This is a genomic window from Nostoc sp., assembly GCF_036916735.1.
Lineage (GTDB): Bacteria > Cyanobacteriota > Cyanobacteriia > Cyanobacteriales > Nostocaceae > Nostoc.
The window spans coordinates 51,199-71,375 of the sequence record NZ_JBALFV010000094.1 but is presented as its reverse complement, the minus strand read 5'-3'; the positions used below and the strand labels follow the sequence as shown (position 1 = coordinate 71,375).

Here is a 20,177-nt window from a genome sequence, read left to right as displayed (position 1 = left end):
ATTCCCTAAACGGGAAAAACCTCCCTAACATCACAACAGTTTTATCTTTTTCATAGGATAACGCGAGAGTCAAGAAATCCTAAAGTAGGAAACAGACTCAAGCTGTGTTCCACGTCCGTGATGTTAGGGAGGAAGCACGACTTGACACGTTACTTGCTACAACCCTAAGGAGCAACCACCTTAGATTACTTAAAATTTTTTATATACAGCAATTTGTAGTTAATAGACCATAGTAGGGGCGCACATTTATGCGACCTTAAAATAATTTAACTTTCAAAAGGTCTATTCCATTAAATTAAAAAACGCTGTATCATTTAGTATTCCTATATAATTAATTTTATTGATAGCAAATAACAATCTAAACAATAGCTAACAATGAATTCAGACACTATAATAAATGCCCAACTGCAAAACTGGGAAAATTTTTGCAGTCATATTGGAGACTGGCATGGAACTTGGAACGTTTACAATTTGGAGGGTGAATTAATTCGCTCTCATCAATGTATCAGAAGCTTCCACTTAAACAGTGACGGAAGTGAAATGAATCATCAGAATTATTCAACTTATGCTGATGGAACAAACAAATTAGAAACCTATGGCCCACATAAAAAACCTCAGATAAGATCGCTTCATTTAAACAATAGTTTTTCATGGGGTTCTCAAGAAGTAAAATCTGGCTCAGTGTTCTTTTTTGAGACTGGTTTTAAGCATAAAGATAGGCGTAGGAGTGCAGTTGCCAGATACAACGAAAATGGTACTTTAGATATTCTGATAATTTCTGAACACTTGGGAGGTAGAGGCGATGAATCTCCTTTACCTCTTGCAAATAAATTAACTGGTTGGCAAGGAATAATAACCGAAATGACACCTGACTGTATAGTATCACCCACAGTTCCAACTTCATGGATACAATTAGAAGATTTAAATAATAATTATCTTACCTTGCGTTTGAAAGATGGCGTATCAATCAGTATCCCAAAATATATAGAGAGTGAAACAAAATTTTTTCTGGCGACAGAATGGCTAGTAAATCCTACTTTATTGCTGCGAGGTATTCGCCATTTTAACATATCTGGGTTTACAAGCTTTACCTTAGAAGTATTCAATCGCTGATCGCAAACAGAGAAAAATTCTCTTAAAATCGCTGCCCGATGCCTAAATGCACCTTCAGTAGATCACAAATTTTCATAAACTGACGTAATAATGAGGGTTTCAGCGCTCGCAAAGAAGGAGACAAACAGCTTTAGTTTAAGAGCGATCGCTTTGAGGTAACTAACCGGATCGGCTAAAATGTTGATTAATAGGTTCTTTTATGGTGTGCAAGTGTTTTGATGGAATGCTGATGTGGCAGGGCTTTTAAAAAACTTTGTGATCTACTGAAATTTGCAAACCGTAATTTTGAACAAATTTGGATTGCTGATGGGTCAACCCTAGAAGCATTATTTCGGAAGTTGAAAAGCCTGGAAGACTTGAAAACAGGACACATGAAAATAAAAAGCAGAGTATAGAAGACCATATTGTCAGTTTAAATCAACCACACATTCGTCCGATTATCAAAGGTAAAGCCGGGAAAACAGTAGAAGAGGGTTATAAAATTTCACGAAATGCTTGATCCAAATGATTTGTCTCTAACTTTTTTCCCCTATTCCCTGTTCCCTGCTCCCTTGCTGCCTATTTGTATCAATCTTAAAGTGAAATGGTATTACTGTTGGAGAACTGGTATTAGTCGGCTTCGGAGGTGGTTTTGGCGTATCAACTTGGAGCAAAAACGCACGTTTGACTGATTGACCTTGTTCGGTTTCAGCCGTGAGGATAATTTGAGAAAGATTTGTGGTTGCTTTAAATGTCCTAGAACCACTGGTTGGTACATCACCTAAAGGTTCAAGTTTAACTTTGACACTATCCCCCTGTACCTGCCAGTTGAGAGTCACAACTTGTCCAACTTTCAAGAATATTGAGGGATTCGTCTCTGAACTTTGATTATTGAGCGTAAAGTTTATAACTCGAAGGGGTGTTGCCTTTAACTGGACTTGAATTGCTTTGGAAAGTGGCGATTGTTTTTGACTTCCACTAGACACAGGTTGAAGGCTAATCGCATAGTCGCCTGGTTTAGCCGGAAGCCCTATATCCACATTGGAACAACTTAATGTCTCGTTGACTGGAGGTTGACATTGCTTAGTTAGTTCCAAAGGAATTTGTTTTTGAAAATCATAAGTTTTGAAAAGCGTTGGTTTACCGTCTTTGAGTTGACCTATAACCTGAAGCTGACCGAGTTGGCTAAAGTTCTTGATGTTCCAACTAAGGGTTAAGGGTTTCCCTTTTTCGAGTTGAGACTGGCGTGCTGCAATGCTCATCACCTGCGGTAATGGCTTAGGTTGAATTACAACATTCAGTTTTTGCTCAATAGGCTTTTGGGCTGATTTTGCTTTAATCTGAAGTTGGAAGGTGTATTCTCCCGCCAGCCGGGCACCTGTATCGACGTTAGTGCAGGTTAAATTGCGATCGCGAATTTGGCAATAACGGTTCAGTTCTGTCGGTAAGCCTTGACGAAAGTCGTAAACTTGGGGACTGTTGGCAGTTTGATCTTTAGTTGAAGAAACCACTAGCTCAGCAAGCCGAGCAGAATTCAAAATTGTCCAGTTTAGGCGTACCCTGCCTCCCTCGGTATAACTAGCGCTATCCGGTTTGAATTCTGTTAGGATTGGTGGAGGAACAGGTTTAAAGAATACAAACCAAATCAAAAAGCCGAGTCCCGACAATGCACCAACCCCTGCCAGCAGCCACAGCAGAAGCTGCCACCAAGGACGTGCTTTCCAGATTAACAACCCCATCGGTAAATTTTCTGGCGTCGGTAATGCTTGAAGGTCTTGAACATTCACTTGAAACGGTAGATCTAAGCCAAACCCAAAGAGGGGACGGCGCCATTTCTGCTTAGGATAAACGGTTAGACTAATCGTCGCTGTTTCGCCAATCAACAAATTGACAGAAGACGGACTGCAAACATAGTAGCACAACTCCATTTCATCTCGGCTGCTAGCACTTACGGCCAATTCTCGAATTGAATTTCCATGATTTGTTAGTATGAGTCGATACTGGCCCGGACTGTGACTGACTTTTCCAAGAATAGTCTCCAGTTCAACACTCAGGTGAAGTTTTGGCTTTACCTCTAAATAGACCAGATCCAAAAAGACCTGCTCTGGGGCATTATCTGAAATGAGCTGTAGAGTTGGTGAATAATGACCAGCCGGCATGTCTATGGGATAATGGAGTTCAATGATGATTTCGCCTTGGCCTCCAGGATTAAGCTCCAAACCATCGGTACTGGAAACGACGCCTAACTCACTCAGTTCATTGCTAGGATATTGAATCGTGAACCACGTTTTATCTAAGTCAAGACAATAGAGCCGAAACCGATCCACTCGACTAGAGTGGTTGTTCACGATTACTGATAGCCTCTGGTGCTGGTTGGGCTGAATTAATAAAGGCTGAACAGGACTAGTTGCTGGGCTAATTGAAAAGGTAAGCTTTTGTGACTGTATAACAGCCTGCTCTTTGACTAGAACTTCAAGACTGCCTGGGTAATGAATCGGAGTATCTTCTGGATAATGCTCTGGGGCATCTACTACTACCGTATAGGGATAACTTCCTGGTAGAGCGTCTAAGGGAATCTCAAAGACCAGGCTGACTTCACAAGCCTGTTGGGAGTCGAGGGCGACCCGCTTTCTTGCAGATAAACACCATCCCAGCAAGGTTTGAGCCATCGGATCGATAAATACATCAATCGCGGCTCCCTGCTCACCTTGATTAATCAGACTGATGTCAAGAGTAACGCTCTCCCCTGGGAAACCCTCTAGGCGGGTAGAAGGATTCAGGATAACTTTGAGTGGTGTTATGAGATTCAACATCTTTACAGCGTTTTTAATAAAGGACTATGGCGTTGCTGAAATGTAATGGTAGTTACGCAATAAAAGAATAAAATTTTCAGAATGCAGCTTTATAGAAATTAGAAAAAATGGTTGTCGCCGTGGTAAAATCTGCTTTTTGATTCAACTTAGTAGTTTTCTTCCAACTAATTCCTGCCGCATCAAACAAATCACGCCCCAACTCTTGGAGACGCTACGCGTAGCTTGCTTAAGAGCAGGGGTACGGGAAGTCAAAAATCAAAAGTCAAAAGTTATAATAACTCCGTTTTAATTCATAAGTTACATCATATTAAAACGCTAATTTATACTCAATTTCGCCAAGCTCCCAACTATCTTTCGTTTACAGCCAACTTAATATTTCTTGTTGCTGTTCAACATTCAAATAGCTCTATAATCCATTATTTTAAAAAGGATTATAGAGTAAACTAAAATACAGACCATTTTCTTGTAACGTTCTCTCGTTTGAGTTAACAGATACTAAAGGAATACCCCAGTCAAGACGAACGGTGAAGCGATCGCCTTGTGACCAACGCAACCCTAGACCAACAGAGGCTAGAGTATTAGGGTCGGGATTATTTCTACCAGAACTGTTCCAGCCAACACCAAAATCTACAAACGGCACAACTTGTAAAGTGCTATTTATCTGGGGTAAGCGCAGAATTGGAACTTGAACTTCCGCAGAAACAAAAGTGCCATTATCCGTCAGCAGATAATCTTGACGGTAGCCGCGAATGCTATCCTGCCCACCTAAGCCAAATTGCTCTATAGGCAAAAGTGTTCTAGATGCAAGTTGCGTATTTAAACGAAGTAATAATAAAGTTTCAGGAGCTAAAAGCCTTGCCCACTGCGCTTGCCCTTGCCAAGCAAAAAAACGGCTATCAGGAGCATCTTGATTAACCGTGGCATCCAACACATCTATGCCCAAACTGAATTGAGAGCGTAGGGCGATGACTTCCCGACTGTTACGATTCGTCCATTCTTGAAAAAATCGCAACGCAGATACCCTAGTGCGTCCCTCTTCATCAGCACCAGGCGAAAGTTCAGAGGCAAGAACCCCTTCTCTCTGTAATAAGGACGAGATATCACTTTCGCGTCGGGAAGCTGTTAACCCCAGAGCGAATTCTTGTGTGGAAGTTTGGACTATTGGTTGGCGAAATGTCAGTTCGTAGTAGCGAGAAGCCGAGTCGATATCTAAAAAGTCGAAAGGAGGCTCAATCACATGACTCGACGTAGTGCCATAGTTTAAGCTCAGAGTTCCATTGCGGGGATTGAGAGGCAATGTGTAACTAGCATCAAAGGAATTGCTGCCATCAGTATTGGTGTAGCCTAAACTCAGATCATCTCCCAATCCGAGTAAGTTAGCTTCATTCAATCGTAATCCGCGTCGAAAACTGCCAACACTGGGCGATCGCCCATTATCAAGAATTATTTGCCCACTAAAGGTTTTTGCCTCACTGATTTTAACTTCCAAAAGACTTGTACCCGTTTGCGATCCGGCTAAGAGTTCAGCAGTCACGTTTTTAATCAAAGGATTGAGTTGCAAAAGTTGCAGGGCTTCTAATAGACGCTGGCGATTCAGAGGTGGTGATGTGGCAATCGCTAGTCGGCTGCGGACATAATTCGGATTCAACCGCCGAGTCCCAGTTACCTGAATATCTTCTAATTTACCTTCCACCACCTGAATTTTCACAACACCGGATTGGATTGTTTGGGGTGGAATCAAAGCACCAGAAGTAATGTAACCATTTTTGACGTATAGCTCAGTGATTTTAGAACGTGCTTGATAAATTTCGGTCAGCGAGATTGGTCGTTTGGTAAATTCAGCAGTGGCTTGGGCTAACTCTTGGGGACTGAAGACTGTGCTACCAATAACTTCAAACCGCTCAACAACAATAGTGGCAGGAAAATTACCAGAGGGTGGTTGTTGTGGTGTGGGAGTTGGGGCAGAGGGTGGAAATAGTTCTGCTGGTGGGGGAAGTGGCTGTGGCACTTGAGGTGAGGGAAGTGGTGAAGGTGTAGTGGGTGGTTGGATATCCTGTGGTGGTGGAATTTGTTGTGATAGGATAAAATTACTAGTTAGTGATTTTGTAGTATCAACAGCCTCAGCTTTCAGTAGACTTAAAGATGTACTGCCCAGTAGTAGAAGCATACTCAGTGGGAAACAGGACATGATCAGATTTGGGGGATATTTATCAATCATCGCACTGGACTATTTTTGTCAATAACTTTTATTCATCTGGGTTAAAGCGATAAAGACGAACTTGTGCATCATCGGAGCCACTGGCAATCCAAACCCCCTGCTCTTTAGCAATCAAGTCTAAAGAAGTAATCCTGCTGGGTAGGGTTGCGATCTGCTTCGGTTTTTGAGTCAGATCAGGAGTGACCTTTGCAGTCAGACGCCAGGCCAGGATCTGACCATCATCGCCTGCACTCACGAGCCATCGTCGATCTGGAGTAAATACAATGTTGCGAACTGATGTTTTTGAAACCTGCCACCTCGCCCGTTGTTCGCAGCTTTGCTGAGGGAGCTGATCTTTAGGCGACCCCTTTGGCGTTGCTTTCTGACATTGACTTAAGTCCCAAAGAGTAACGTAACCATCAGAATCAGAGGCTGCGAGGATGGAAGTATTGGGTGCAAAGTTGACATCCCAGAAAAAGTCGTTTTCTCCGCGATTTTGAGCATTCTCTGAAAGTCTTAGCTGCCAAGGTTGCAAGTTGGCGACATCCCACAAGACAAGCCGCTTAAACTGTCCGGCACTTACAAGGATCTTTTCATCTGGACTGAGTGCTAAAGACCAGGCTTGATATGCAAAGCGATCGGGCACCTTCAAAACCTTAGCAGGCTTTGAGTCAAAACGAATATCCCTCGGTCTTTGCCAACTCCGAATGGTTCCGCTCCCATAGCTGGTATATAGCGTCAGAGAGTTGCGAGTAAACATCAAGTCCAGAATGCGATCGCTTGTTTGGTCGTTGGGGTCTTTGAGCGTATAAAGTCCCTTCCCAGTGTTGATATCCCAGACCTGAACGGTTCCATTTTCTAGACCTGCAAAGACCTGATTATTTTTCACCGGAATTAATGCTAGCGACCGGATTGCTTGCTGAGTAATCGCCAGAAGTCCCTTGGAAGAGTTAGGTTGAGTATCGGTGCAGGTTTTGGCTAACGTCCCCTTACTCAAGGTACCTTGGGGGGTTAGCGTTCCCCAATCTGTTACGCCCCAAGTCCGAACTGAACAATCGTCTGAAGCACTTATTACCAGTGGCGATCTGCCACTCGTGCCACTGAGTCGCACGGCATTAACACCAGCTAGATGAGTAATCGGCTTTGGTATAAATATAGCGGCTGCGATCATTGAGAGCAATGCCAGCAATAACCATAAGGGTACAATTGGGAAAACCTTTAAAAATAAAATCTGGGTTGCTGGATCGGTACTCCCTAATCTTGGGTCTGATAGCCAAGGCTTGAGTTCAAACTTTAGTTTTCGCGACCAGCCAATCCAGGGACGACGCGGAGAGATGGTTAGGTTTGTAGAAGTTATTTCTCCCAATGGCAGAATCGGTTTTTCTGGACTAACCTGAATTTGGCATCCTTTCGCGTCTTGACCTCGGACTTCCAGATCGAGCGTTTGCAATAGATTACTATTGTTCTTAAACATCAATTGGAAGGTACCGCTACGCGATCGCCAATTCGGGAGCCAAGGTCTTTTAGCCGGGATACACTGCTGCTGAGGCTGGACTTCAAACTCCATGAACCCAACGGGCAGAACTTCTAAAATTCCTTGTGCTTCAACAGTAGAACTCAGATGATTTTTGGCAATTATCATAAAGGGATAATCGCGACTTACAACTCGATCTGCTCTAGGAGGCTGACATTGGAAAATTGCTGTTATCTCTTCATTTGCGGGAATTTCTATATACCGTTCAGAGCTACCAACTAGCCAGGACGACTCAAGTTCTGTACACTGCAAGCGTACTTGGTAAGACTGCGACCCCACATTCTTGACAGTTACGGGAATATCCACGACGTTACGCGGATAAACTTGAAACCGCTTGGTGGGTAATCCGATCCGCAGTAGGTTTAATTCACGGCTAGGTTCTAACGTTAACCGTAGAACTAATCGTCGTTCTTCAGAGAGCTGGGGCGAAAAAACCCGCACCATTAGATTGATGATCCCAACGAAATCAGGGATGGGAGAATCTAAAATCTTAACTTGAAAATCAGTGCGATCGCCCGGTGATTTCGCCGCAGATACATCTGGAGAAAGGTGATACCAGTTACTCTGCTCACCTGCTCCCGCCGCTTTAATTTCAAGTTGAAACGACGCAAACTGATTGCTGCGGTTGATCACCGAAACACCAAAAGAAACCGATGGGCCACCGGGGCGAAAGACTACATTTTGTGCAGTCAGGCTAGCATCGATAATTGAGCTGGCAAGCATAGGAAAGAGAAGTATTTGGGCTGTTTTAATATTGAATAACAACTTTGATTGGAATAGATCCGACTTCTGTCTAATTCACTCTGGGTCGTTTTGTCATTTTTTAGTCTAAATACCAATAATCATCTCAAAGGCTGCATATTCTGATTTCAGCGATCCCAATGAGTAATACAGAAGTCGTAAGTTCGGCTTTAGCTCTAAGTCGTTAGTTACGTTTGCTCACAAACATCGCTAATAATACCAATTTAAAAAAAGAATGCGACAGATACATACGGACACACCTTTGTTATGTCTAGCTTTCTTAATTTTGAATTTTGTTAGCGTAGCGTAAAGCCTTCGGCATGGCTTCTCTACGAGACGCTACGCGAACGCTTAGAGCGAGTCCTCGTTCGCTTTTAGCGTCTCGTAGAGAGCGTCATTTTGAATTTTGAATTGGTATAACTATCTCTTGTCAAAATTTTATGATCAATATTCATCTGGATAAGTTTTTTTCATTTCTTGATTTTAAACAGGCTGTTTAGTAAAAATCTCTGGTCATACTTTTGTTATAAATTTGTCATAAATGCGTCAACTTAATATGAAATCATTAAGGGTTATGTTTTATTGCTTTTGTGAGTTGGGTTATCGCCCTGCCTGGTTGACAGGCTTGCTTTCTCAGCATTCCATCACCTACAAGTATGTACCTGCACCCCTGGTAACTACAATTTTCTGCTTTGGCTGCTATGAAAAGCCAAGCTTTGAAATGTCCCCCCACCAGGAATCTATCGTAGCTTCTTTGAGTGGGTACAAAATTTTCAACAGAATTACGAAATTGAGATGACATCGCTTGAAGTCATAATTATCAGTCACAACATAAACCGACTGCATTCACTGAACTTCTTACTTTACTAACTCCAAGTAAGAAATCTTGAAAACGACCAAATGATTAAGGGAACAATGCGATTTTGTGAGATCGGGTTTTAATTTTTAGTTACAAAGGTAGATTCTCAATAAAAGCAGCTATATTGCTGCGATGCTTCCGGCAGGCTATGCCTACGCACTATTAAATAGGTGATTTATAACTTCTAATTTTTTAGCACCTGACAAAATCGCATTGCTCCTTGTGGGAAGCTGATCGTCAACAACAAGCTTTCCTAGCTTACCATCTGATTCACTCTTTGCGACACAACCTTTTTTGCAACAGAACCAGAAGTAGAGCATATAATTTGGAGGAAAGTATGGATAGTCTCACAGATAAACCAGGCATAGGTCTCAAACTCTTAAAAAATCTGAGTCCTCAGTCAGAAAAGGGGACTCCCCAGTATTACACTCGAAAATTAAAGTATTTCTTGCAGCTACAGATCGATCAATTGGCAGCTCAATCGCAGATTCAATGGGTGAGAGTGGTTTATCAAGATCCGCAGATGTCCGATCGCCAACAAGTTCTTGAAGCCTCTCAAATGCCTTTTTCTATTGCGAAAGAGACTCTAGCTTACTTACAAACCGAAGGTTGGCTAGCTAATGTTTCATCCGCTCTAGCGCTAAAGCCGATTGATTCAGAGACAATAGAAAAAGGCTTCTATTATTGTCATTTTGGTGAATCAAGTCAGCCTAATCAATATTTATTATTATTTGTTAATGGGCCTTTGTCTCATACTCATCGGCAATTTATCAAGCGAACGGCTGCCAGTATCGGTGAATATTTAGACGAACATCAACAAAACTGGCAACACCGCCAGAAGATTCAAATTTTAGAACATCTTGTTCAACGAGTGGGGCATCAGTTACGTCATCCTTTGGGTTTAATTAGTCTCTATGCTCATAACCTTAGTCATCTTTTGCCTAGTAGTAAGGAGCAAGAACAAGCTTCAGTCATTTGCAAAACTGCTCACAGCTTAAATCAAACTCTCACTGAAATCCTGCAGTGTGCAAGTAGTAAAAAGTTGCAGATTGTACCGCAAGATATCTGTAGTCTCGTCCATAAAACGCTGGAAGAATTTCAAGGCTGGATTTCGGAGAAAAATCTTCAAGTATGTTGCGGCGATCGCCCACTTATTTTGAAACTCGATCCACTTCAAATCAAACAGGCTATCAGCAATTTATTGAGTAACGCCATCCATTTTAGTCCTCAAGGGGCAAAAATTTTCATTGATTGGCAAGAGCAGCAGGGTGAGGTTTTGCTCACCTTGAGAGATGAAGGTCCGGGTCTTTCCTCAGAGGATTTACAGAAGCTGTTTAAGCCTTTCTATACCTGCCGTTCGGAGGGAACAGGTTTAGGATTAGCCATTGCCCAAAAAGTTGTACTCGATCACGGAGGGAAACTATGGGCAAGAAATGCACCCAAAAAAGGTGCAGAATTTTCGATCAGCCTCCCTCGATTAATTCCATCTATTGACTTATCAGAGGACAACGCTGCATGTTAACCCAAGTAGAAACAACCAAAACCCTATCGACGCTTTTAGTCGATGACGATTGTCAATTTCGGGCCGGAATCAGAACCCTTCTAAGCTTCTCCCAGATTCAGGATCAAACAATTAACGTGATTGGGGAAGCGAATCGTCCGGCTCTGGCTTTATCCCTTATCGAGCAGCATACTCCCGACCTTATTCTGATTGACATGGAATTAATTGAGGGAGATGGTCTTTCCCTATTACAGCAGCTCCAAAACAGCAATGCATCGAGTAAAACCCTTGTTCTATCGGGTCATCAAGAAGACTACTGGATCTATCAAGCTATGCAGTTGGGGGCAGATGGCTATGTATTTAAGGGTCAGGTTTCACAGCAGTTGCTAGATGCGATCACCACTATTATGCAGGACCAAATCTATTTACCACCTGAAGTTGCCACTAGCTTCTTTAGAAAATTCCAAAAAACCCAAGCCTCATTACCCTCACAGATCGGTCAGCCCTGCAACCTGTCCGACAGAGAACGCGATGTTTTATATTGGCTAGTTCAAGGAGCCTCAAACGATGAAATTGGGAAGCAACTCTACATTTCAGTCGCTACTGTTAAGACGCATCTCACTAATATTTTTCTGAAGCTACAGGTAACAAGTCGGACACAAGCTATTGTGGCAGCCATCAAGATGAATCTGGTTCAGTCGTGAATGTCACTAAGATAAGGCAGGAGGCAAGATAGCGCAGCGTAAAGCCTTCTCTTCGAGAGGCTTTGCCAACGGCATGGCTTCTCTACGAGACGCTACGCGAACGCTTAGAGCGAGTCCGCGAGCGTCGGCAGAAGGGAATATTCTAAAATGCACTTTTAAGCTTGTAGTAAAAGGATTTTATAACTCGCAAGACAGCCCTCTGCCTCCTGTCTCACCCTAATAAAGAGCTAAACAAGCGTGCCATTCGGTTGAGTGATTTTGGTTTAGCCTTAACTACCGAGAAGATTCTATGCCTATTGTTGATTCTAATGTGCTAGCTAAATTCTATCGATGTACCCAAAATGCGCCTCTGGGCTGTCGAAAGCCGATAGAAACTACTGAGAAGATACCGGGTGCCAAGTTTTGTCTGGAATGCGGATTCCCTACTACATTGCCAGTTCAGACTGAACTCCGGGGCAGGTTAGGCACCTATCGCATTTCTGAAATACTTAGGTCTCAAGGAATGGGACGGCTTTACAGAGGAACTCAGACCAGCAATGGTCAATCTGTTGTAGTAAAAGAGTATTTACTGCCTAAGCAATGTTTTAATGCTGTGGAAGCACAACAGTGTAGAACAGCCTTGGGTCAAGTGGTCAAGGGCAATTTGACCACCCCGAAGGGTCGGGAGTTTCGCTTGGTCAGTCCATCAGAGACCATTGCAGATCCATTTAGCGATCGCGTCTATCTTATTTTTTCAGGCGAAATCGCAACACTTCCTACCCTGAGGCAGGTTTTGAGAGAGACAGGAGCCTTTTCTGCATTACGAGTGCGACAAGTCCTAGATCAAATACTGCAATCGCTACATTTCCTCCATAGTCAGCCATCAAGTTTGGCATCTGAAGCAATAGGTTTAGGAACTGCTCATGGGAACTTGGGGCTTGACAGCCTGGTCATCAGTGATAGCGGCTATGTCTATGCCTGCGATCTGGCATCATGGGAGCAGCTTTTTATCCCTGCCCCGCGACAGGTGCTGTTACCAGAACAAGACTTAATCGATCTCGGATCGGTCGCGTTTGCTCTCTGGACGGCCCAAGCGATTCACTCTGGTTCTGACGCACCGCTAAATCCACACGAGGCTCAACATTGGCCCCAGGACGATCCGCACCTGAAAGATTTTCTGCATCGTTTACTAGGGTTAGACACCCCCTTCAACTCTGCGGCAGAGGCGCGTCAGGCTTTGATTAAATTGCCTAAACCTGAAAGCTCTGTTGCTGGTTTTCATGGAAATCTTAGTCCAGAGTCTCCAGCGAAACCGAAATCTCGAAAGTATTGGCTTTTGAGTTTACTCGCTTTGCCTCTATTAGGAGGGCTATTGTGGTTGCTATTGCCCCGATTCATGTCAAATTCTAATGCAGAGACAACTAGCTTTAAGCATCTTTTGCCATCGTTTGCAGATATTAATGGGATTCAGCCAGGACAGTATCCCTATACGGGAGAAGCGCTGGGAACTTGGACAATAGTTTTGGACAAGAAGCCCACAAGCGATCGCAAAATTAGAGCGTTGCTGACTCAGCCCAAGTTGGATATGGCAGCTATTTTTAACTACCGAACTTATGCCCCTCAACGGTCTCCCCTTCAGGAAGTTCTCGAAGCCAACGCCAAGGCAAATTTTGCGATCATCAGTTTATCAACCCCACTGCCCGAAGGGTTAATTCAGGAAACGATCGCCTACGATGGTCTTTTAGTCTATGTACCTGCCTATAAAAGTCAAAATTTACCAAGTGCATTGCAAGGTAAGATTAGTCTTGCTCAATTGCAGCAAATTTTTACAGGACAACTTACCAACTGGAAACAGCTAGGTGCAAATTTTCCTGACCTGCCGATCAAACCCTATCGACCGAGGGAACCTGAAGCATTACGCCTGTTCCAACAAAAAGTTTTGGGCAACGATCCGAGTCTAATTGCCCAATTTAATAAGCTTGAGCAACGTTCGACCTTTGATACCTTGCGCTCCATCGCAGTTGGAGAAAAGCAGGTGCAAAAAACTGAAGCTGGCTCAATTAGTTTTGGACTATTGACCCAAACCTGGGATCAATGCAAGATTTATCCCCTAGCTATTGCCCAGGAAAATGTAGATCCAGTACAGCCCCTGCTAAGAGAAACCACCAACGGCACAATACAACCTATTTCTCCATCAGACAATCTATGTCTAGAGAAAAAGCCCTTACTTAATATATCAGCTTTTCATAAAGCAACCTATCCACTCAGCACGCCGTTAATTATTGCCTATCCTAGAGATAATAATTTGCCTGGAAATGTATCAGGACCACTCTTTGCTAATTTTCTCAAAACTCAAGATGGCCAGTATCTCCTTCAGCAAGCGGGTCTTGTGCCGCTACAAACTGCACCTAAAAACTACACTTTATCATCATCTATTCTGAATCGTTAGGGAGTGCAATTACTATGGCAATCCAAACTCATCGTTGTCCGGAACCAAGCTGCTCTTTCTTTAATCAGGTATTACCGCACAACGCTAAGATTTGTCCAATGTGCGGTACTTCTTTAGCACAGGCAGTACAACCCCCTGCTAGGGTAGCCTCAGCAAGCTACCATGCTCAAACTTTGGCTCCTTCGCCCCAGTTCTCATCAACAAGCAATAACCAAGAACGTCCTCAGTTGAAGTTGCTTCATCCCAACAAACAAAGTTTTGTATTGCTTAGGGAGTCTGGCATCATCGGTCGTCAAAGTCTAGATAATGGTATGCGACCTGACATCGATTTAACAGGACTACCCCATGCAGGTATCATCTCTCGCACCCATGCTCATCTCTACTGGGATCTTGCTCAACAAGCTTACATGATTGTTGATGATAGCCGCAACGGTAGCTACCTTAATGATAAATTATTAGCTCGTGGAGCGCCCCATCCATTGAGTCATGGAGATAAATTACAGCTAGGTCAAGAGCAGTTGATTTGCTTGCAAGTTGAGTTGATTAATAATTAAACTTAAATTGCAATGTATGAAACTTATATTTGTTTAGTTAGCAAGTGATTTTTGAGTAAAAATATTAGTTTTGTAACTTTCTTCTGAGATAAAACATAAACCAGGGCGCTTAAAATATTATTAGATAGCAAAGAACAGAGCGATCACTTTGTTTTTTGCTACAATTTTGTAATCCAAAAAGCCGTTAGCAAAACCAGTGGTAAAACTAACGGCATTGAGAGATTTAACTGTACTTTACGTTACAAAATTTTACGTTTATTTAGATAAACCTTGTCATTCTCCAAAAACTTAGAAAACCATATCAGAGCTATTTAGTATTTCATCCATTAGAATAATGAGTTGCTACGGATTTAGGGCTATCTATCCTGACTATTTAGGACTAATAGACAGTTTTAATTGCTCTAATTTTATCTCAAGTAAGTGACATGCTCTCAATTAAGACTTGGTATTTTTATCTTGGCGATCAGTTGTTGTTTGCTGGTTGTTTGTTGTACTTTGATTAAATGGTCTTTCAACTGTTTCTCTGATTTTAGATTCAGCAATATCGGTTATCTTGTATCTCATTTGATCGGATAGCCTATCAATAAATCCGCCGAAAACTCTAGCAAAAAAGTATCCAATTGATTCCATGATTTTCACCTTTAATTTGAAACGATATTAAAGAATAGCCTCAATTAATTTCATACTAGTTCAGCAGACTATGAAATGTGAATAAACTTATGTCTAGAAACAAGGTTATTCCATTTCTTTACAAGACTCTAGGCATAATTATTAAATTAAAGCCATTAGAATCTGTACAGTAACTATATGCTGAACTAACCTATTTACTAGTTTTTGAGCAATGTTGCTAAGATAAAAATTTCACTTCTGATTACACTAAACACTCAGTGGAGGGTGTGGCAGTTTTCTTATTATTGGGACTTTTAGGGTACGCTACGCAGTTAATAACGCACCATAAAAGAGCAATAATCAAACTTGCTTAGTGTATATCAAACCTAAAATTTTTCCTTTTTCCTTCGACGACTTCTGACCTGATTCTTCTCTATTTCTATTTTTCTTTCTGAGACTAGAATCACAATTGCCCATAATATCCTTGATGTATTAATGACTGAACTTTCTGTTTCTATACGCAGGTGCATCTTCCTCTGTTTAAAACCTTAACTCCAGTGTAGGTAATTCGTCTAAATCTGATATTTTTGTTTCAGGTATTTCAAGAAACGGGCTATAGCCATTCCATTGCCCAGAATAAGGATAAAAACTAGGAAAGCTCTTAATAAATTCTAAGTTTTTCGCTACTAAAAAATAAAGTTTATTATCCTCGATACTTTTGTTTTGCTCAATTTCCTGGAGAATTAGCTCTGGAAACTTAGCGTAAGACAAAATATTCTCTATTTCTCCTTTTTCAACTTCAAGCCAATATGAAGTAACTACTTTATTACTCCAGCTACCATTCAGAAAGTTACAATCTTCCCAAACTAATTTTACTTTCATTTTTTTAACCAATTACTCGTAGGTAATTTCTATGTAGGCTTGTATGTGATTTTTATATTGGGATACTTTTGATTAAACTTATCTACATACTCTTGACCCCAAATTTCAGGCGACTCGTTTTTTGGAAAAGCTACAACTAATTCTGCTACATCATCCAGAGAAAGACCTCCATGAATTGCTGCTTCAATGTATCGGCTATTAAGTTCCTTGCTTGATAATTCTTGTCCTTGTACCATCTTTGTCAAAGCCAAAAGTACATCTTTATTCTGTGCTAATGTAGCTCCTATATGTTCGTGTGTGCCTATTGATTCTTCTCGTTTTACCCCTTTGTTTTTTTGATTGCTTCGCATTTCTAAACTATCAAATGCTGTATAAGTTGCACGTTTTTTAACATGTTCCTTCCAGACAAAATAGCATTTACCATAACCTGAAGAAGCACCTTTAGGATTATTGAGAACATTGACAGCAGTATAAGCTGGACGATTTTCTCTTTGCTCTTCTGTGAATGGGCTATAACCCAAGTATCGCTCTGCATCTTCTCGTTGCTTTGCTCCACCCAACTCTTCTGTTCCTAAATCTCCTCCAGGGCTTTGATCTTTGTACATAGTTTGAAAAGCATTTTGCCAGTCTGTTCCACCCTTAAGGAAGGAATTCAATGTTTCAGCACGGAAATTAGTTGTCAATGGAGCTTGTTTGACCTTATTCAATAAAGAATTGATAAATTCATGGTCAGATATTAAGTGCTTGTTCTCTAACTCTGCTTGTATAAGTTGCTTATTTAATTCAGCATTTGTAGCTGCATCACTATTAATTGGGTCGAATACTTCTCTGTTAGTTTTTGTTTTATAATATAGAACCTTAATAATTGGTCTAATGCGTCCAAGAAAACTTGCTTTTGCACGATCTCCCTCATTGTTGTTTTGTCTATCAGGATTCTCTAACCAGCGCACGATCAATGATTGCATTTCTAAAAGCTTCCGAGTTCGTGCATCTCTATCACTTTCATTAAGAGCATGGTATTTATCTATAGTGTCAAGCAGCTTTCCATAATTGGTTTCTCTAATTTTTTTGAATTGATAAGCTGGTTTACCACCTTCATTAATTGCCTCAGCTTTGGTAGGAAGTGTATAAGTGTGGTCATCAGTGGCTGATTGGTGTACCTGAGCAGATGGTGTATCCGTAGTTTTCTTTGCTTCTGCTTCTTGGGTAGATGGGAGCATTGTAATTTCGTCTCCCCCTGTTGATGGTCTACGCTTTAACTGGGGGACTTTTTCCGCTTCTTTTTTCCCTGTCTGTTGCCTCTCTCTCTGAGATGAAGTAGAACTCGATCTAGAGCGTGACTGTCTCTCTGCGTACATGCGTTAGCCTCTAGTAGGGTGGGTTTAAGAAATGTGTCTAGACTGAATTTAGGTACAGTAATTTAGGGCGTATCTCTTTAGCAAACAATTTCCTTACGAATTCAAGATAGTTACTTCTAATTCGTATTTTTGTTTAGTTTAAGCATTTCGATTTTAGTTCTAGAGTGTATTTATAGTTTAATTTCAGTCTTTCTCTAAGCATATAGACCTTCGGCTGATAAAATTTCTGCGATCGCCAGATATCCTAAACTGTATACCCGAAGTTTAGGGACAATAAGCATGGCAAACCTAATAGACGAGCAGCCAAAGTATTTAGGTACAGGCTTATCTTTCCCATTGCAAAGCAATGTACAGGGAGGATTCAAGCTAAGTGCTGAAGCTCAGAAAGTCAAAGAATCAATCTGGTTAATTTTGCGTACCGATCTAGGCGAACGTGTCTACCGCCCTGACTTTGGCTGTCGCTTATCAGAACTAGCTTTTGCCCCCTTAAATAACGATACTTTACTCAGAATTCGGATCTACGTACTGGAAGCATTACAAAAATGGGAGCCTCGAATTGACGTTGATGAAGTTCGCGCAGATCCCGATACCGCTGGGCGCGTCAATATTACCATTGACTATCGCCTCAAATCTTATCCCGACCCCTACAGTTTTGTCTACCCATTCTATTTAGTTTCAGAGGAGGAGAATAGTGAACTTTGACTTTTTACCTCGGCTTCCCAGTTCTAGGCTGGACGATCGCAACTTTGACGATTTAGTAGAAGAATGTCTGCTGCGTATTCCCCGCTATTGTCCAGAGTGGACTGACTATAATATTAGTGATCCTGGCATTACCCTAGTCGAGCTATTTGCTTGGCTCACCGACCAGATGCTGATGCGATTCAATCAGATTCCCCGCAAAAACTATGTAGCTTTTCTAGAAATATTGGGAATCCGTTTACAGCCGCCGACTCCGGCTCAAGTCAGGCTGACTTTTTACCTCAGTACTCATTTACTGGAAAACTACACCATCCCATGCGGAACAGAGGTGGCAACAGAGCGTACTGAAACCCAAGAAGCCATTATTTTTACTACTGATCGAGACCTGATAATCGCTCAACCGACTATAAAACATATATTGTTTGCACCAGCTGCGGGTAATACTCCTCAATCGCTCCACGATCGCACCGAGCAATGGCATCGTCAACATGACGGTCTTGCAGTAACTCACGAATTTGAACTATTTCCGCAAAAGCCGCAGTCTGGCAATAGCTTTTATCTCGTAGTTGAGCCTGATACCAGCTTAGAAGGAAATGTGTTGGCGATCGCTTTCACAGGAGCGCAAGGCACGCCTACAGGCATCAATCCAAAGCATCCTCCCCGTAGTTGGGAAGCGTGGGACGGCGAATCATGGGTAAAGGTGATGTTGCGGGAAGCAGACGACACTACCAATGGCTTTAGCTTTGATGAGAATGGGGGAGATGACGAGAGCTTCGAGCAGAGTGGTGATGTGATCTTACATCTGCCCGAACGCTGGCCTACAGCCAGTTTTGATGCCTATCGAGGTCGTTGGATTCGCTGTACCCTCAGCGAATTTAGCAATCGTCAGCCAGGATATGCAAATTCTCCTCGGATTAAAACAATTGCCATGCGTTCCATTGGCGGATCGGTGCCGGCTACTCAGTGCGTTCTGGTAGAGGAGGAAATATTAGGTATCAGCAACGGCAAGCCGGGGCAGAGTTTTGAAGTTGAGACTGCACCCATTCTGGAGCGCCGGGGAGACGAGCAACTGCTTGTTCTTCCCCTGGGAAGACCCGCCGAAATTTGGCACGAGGTGGAAGACTTTGCTGACTCAACTCCCCAAGATCGGCATTATGTCGTTGATGCCTTGGCAGGCACTATTCAGTTTGGCCCATTGATTCGCGAACCTCAAACGCTGAAGAAGCAAACTCAAGCTCGTGCCTATCAACAGCAAGTGCTCCCAGCAGAGCGATCGCCCAGTCGAGACCTGCACGAGCAAATGATTGAGCAACAGTATGGGGCAATTCCTCCCCGTGGTGCTGAAATTATGTTTACCTATCGTACCGGGGGCGGTAAACAAGGAAACGTGCAGGCGAACAAGCTAAGTTTTATGAAAGCGGCAATTCCTTATATAGACCGCGTGACTAATCATCATGCTGCCGTCAACGGTGCTGATGCCGAGTCTCTCGAACGAGCTGTCTTGAGAGCGCCGCAGATGCTGCGATCGCACGACCGAGCCGTGACGGCTGCCGATTTTGAAGCCTTAACTCTCAAAGGTAGCGGCGGGGCGATCGCCCGTGCATTGACCTTACCAATGTCCGCCAATCAAACTGCTGGGAGCGTCAGCGTGTGCGTTGTGCCTCAAGCCAATACCGATTTGATTGACTTAGGACGCGGGATTGCTCCAGAAAACTTCTATTTAAATTCAGCTTTGCGGGATCGGGTCTTACACTATCTAGACGAAAGACGTTTGCTAGGCATTCAGGTGCAGCTACAGCAGCCCAACTATGTGGGCGTATCAGTTCAAGCCGAAGTTACCCTAGAGCCTGCCTATAAGAACCCAAGCGCTCAAGCCGAGATTATCCAAAAACTCAAAGTCGCGCTCTATCGCTACCTCAATCCTTTAACTGGCGGCCCAGAGATGACGGGCTGGCCCTTTGGTCGCCCCCTTTATCCGTCAGACATAATGGTTCTTCTTCAGCAAATAGCAGGAATTCAATATTTGGGCGCTATTTTACTGTTTCCTATTCAAAAAAATGGAGAATCTTGGGAGCGGCAAACAACGCCTGTAAACTACATAGATCCCGGCTTCTTAGGTTTATTCTGCTCCTGGGCAGATTCCCAGGCGCGCACAGGACATACTGTGAACGTTCTGACAGACCAATCTGCGGTGAGGATTTAAAGT

General features: G+C 42.6%; 13 protein-coding genes. 7 read left to right on the top strand and 6 right to left on the bottom strand.

What is annotated here, in order from left to right; all coding sequences use genetic code 11:
* Positions 1–375: 375 nt before the first annotated feature.
* The gene (locus tag V7L20_RS20540; RefSeq protein ID WP_334745864.1) at positions 376–1,113 is read left to right on the top strand and encodes a DUF3598 family protein; all 738 of its coding nucleotides are present in this window, start codon (positions 376–378) and stop codon (positions 1,111–1,113) included.
* A 515-nt stretch (positions 1,114–1,628) separates the two neighbouring features.
* Here V7L20_RS20540 and V7L20_RS20535 read toward each other — a convergent pair.
* The 3 genes from V7L20_RS20535 to V7L20_RS20520 form a co-directional block, all read right to left on the bottom strand.
* A complete protein-coding gene (locus V7L20_RS20535; RefSeq protein WP_334745863.1) occupies positions 1,629–3,905 on the bottom strand; it encodes a COG1470 family protein in 2,277 nt (758 codons plus the stop codon).
* Positions 3,906–4,326: 421 nt separating this feature from the next.
* On the bottom strand, positions 4,327–6,093 hold the full coding sequence (locus V7L20_RS20525) for a ShlB/FhaC/HecB family hemolysin secretion/activation protein (protein ID WP_334745862.1): 1,767 nt from the start codon (positions 6,091–6,093) through the stop codon (positions 4,327–4,329).
* A 58-nt stretch (positions 6,094–6,151) separates the two neighbouring features.
* Positions 6,152–8,359, bottom strand: coding sequence for a hypothetical protein (locus tag V7L20_RS20520; protein WP_334745861.1), 2,208 nt, complete (start codon positions 8,357–8,359; stop codon positions 6,152–6,154).
* A 1,214-nt stretch (positions 8,360–9,573) separates the two neighbouring features.
* Here V7L20_RS20520 and V7L20_RS20515 point away from each other — a divergent pair.
* The 4 genes from V7L20_RS20515 (at position 9,574) to V7L20_RS20500 (ending at position 14,423) form a co-directional block, all read left to right on the top strand.
* Positions 9,574–10,758, top strand: a complete 1,185-nt coding sequence (locus V7L20_RS20515) for a sensor histidine kinase (RefSeq protein ID WP_334745860.1) — start codon at positions 9,574–9,576, stop codon at positions 10,756–10,758.
* Positions 10,752–11,441: a response regulator transcription factor gene (locus tag V7L20_RS20510; protein WP_334745859.1), complete on the top strand. Its 690-nt coding sequence runs from the start codon at positions 10,752–10,754 to the stop codon at positions 11,439–11,441. The genes V7L20_RS20515 and V7L20_RS20510 overlap by 7 nt, the downstream gene beginning before the upstream one ends.
* Positions 11,442–11,730: 289 nt before the next feature.
* A complete protein-coding gene (locus V7L20_RS20505) occupies positions 11,731–13,869 on the top strand; it encodes a substrate-binding domain-containing protein (protein WP_334745858.1) in 2,139 nt (712 codons plus the stop codon).
* Between the two features lie 14 nt (positions 13,870–13,883).
* A complete protein-coding gene (locus V7L20_RS20500) occupies positions 13,884–14,423 on the top strand; it encodes an FHA domain-containing protein (RefSeq protein ID WP_334745857.1) in 540 nt (179 codons plus the stop codon).
* 435 nt (positions 14,424–14,858) lie between these two features.
* On the opposite strand, the gene V7L20_RS20495 is transcribed toward V7L20_RS20500, so the two are convergent.
* The 3 genes from V7L20_RS20495 to V7L20_RS20485 all read right to left on the bottom strand — a co-directional run bounded on the left by V7L20_RS20495 (position 14,859) and on the right by V7L20_RS20485 (position 17,272).
* Entirely contained in the window at positions 14,859–15,053 is a 195-nt protein-coding gene (locus tag V7L20_RS20495) for a hypothetical protein (protein ID WP_334745856.1), read from the bottom strand.
* Between the two features lie 519 nt (positions 15,054–15,572).
* Positions 15,573–15,914 carry a hypothetical protein gene (locus V7L20_RS20490; RefSeq protein WP_334745855.1) on the bottom strand — a complete coding sequence of 114 codons (342 nt, stop codon included), beginning with the start codon at positions 15,912–15,914 and terminating at the stop codon, positions 15,573–15,575.
* A gap of 29 nt (positions 15,915–15,943) precedes the next feature.
* Positions 15,944–17,272, bottom strand: a complete 1,329-nt coding sequence (locus V7L20_RS20485) for a DUF3626 domain-containing protein (RefSeq protein ID WP_334745854.1) — start codon at positions 17,270–17,272, stop codon at positions 15,944–15,946.
* A 279-nt stretch (positions 17,273–17,551) separates the two neighbouring features.
* Between V7L20_RS20485 and V7L20_RS20480 the strand changes: the two genes are divergently transcribed.
* Together V7L20_RS20480 and V7L20_RS20475 are read left to right on the top strand one after the other, a co-directional pair.
* Positions 17,552–17,974, top strand: a complete 423-nt coding sequence (locus V7L20_RS20480; RefSeq protein WP_334745853.1) for a GPW/gp25 family protein — start codon at positions 17,552–17,554, stop codon at positions 17,972–17,974.
* Positions 17,964–20,174, top strand: coding sequence for a putative baseplate assembly protein (locus V7L20_RS20475; RefSeq protein ID WP_334745852.1), 2,211 nt, complete (start codon positions 17,964–17,966; stop codon positions 20,172–20,174). The genes V7L20_RS20480 and V7L20_RS20475 overlap by 11 nt, the downstream gene beginning before the upstream one ends.
* Positions 20,175–20,177 lie beyond the last annotated feature (3 nt).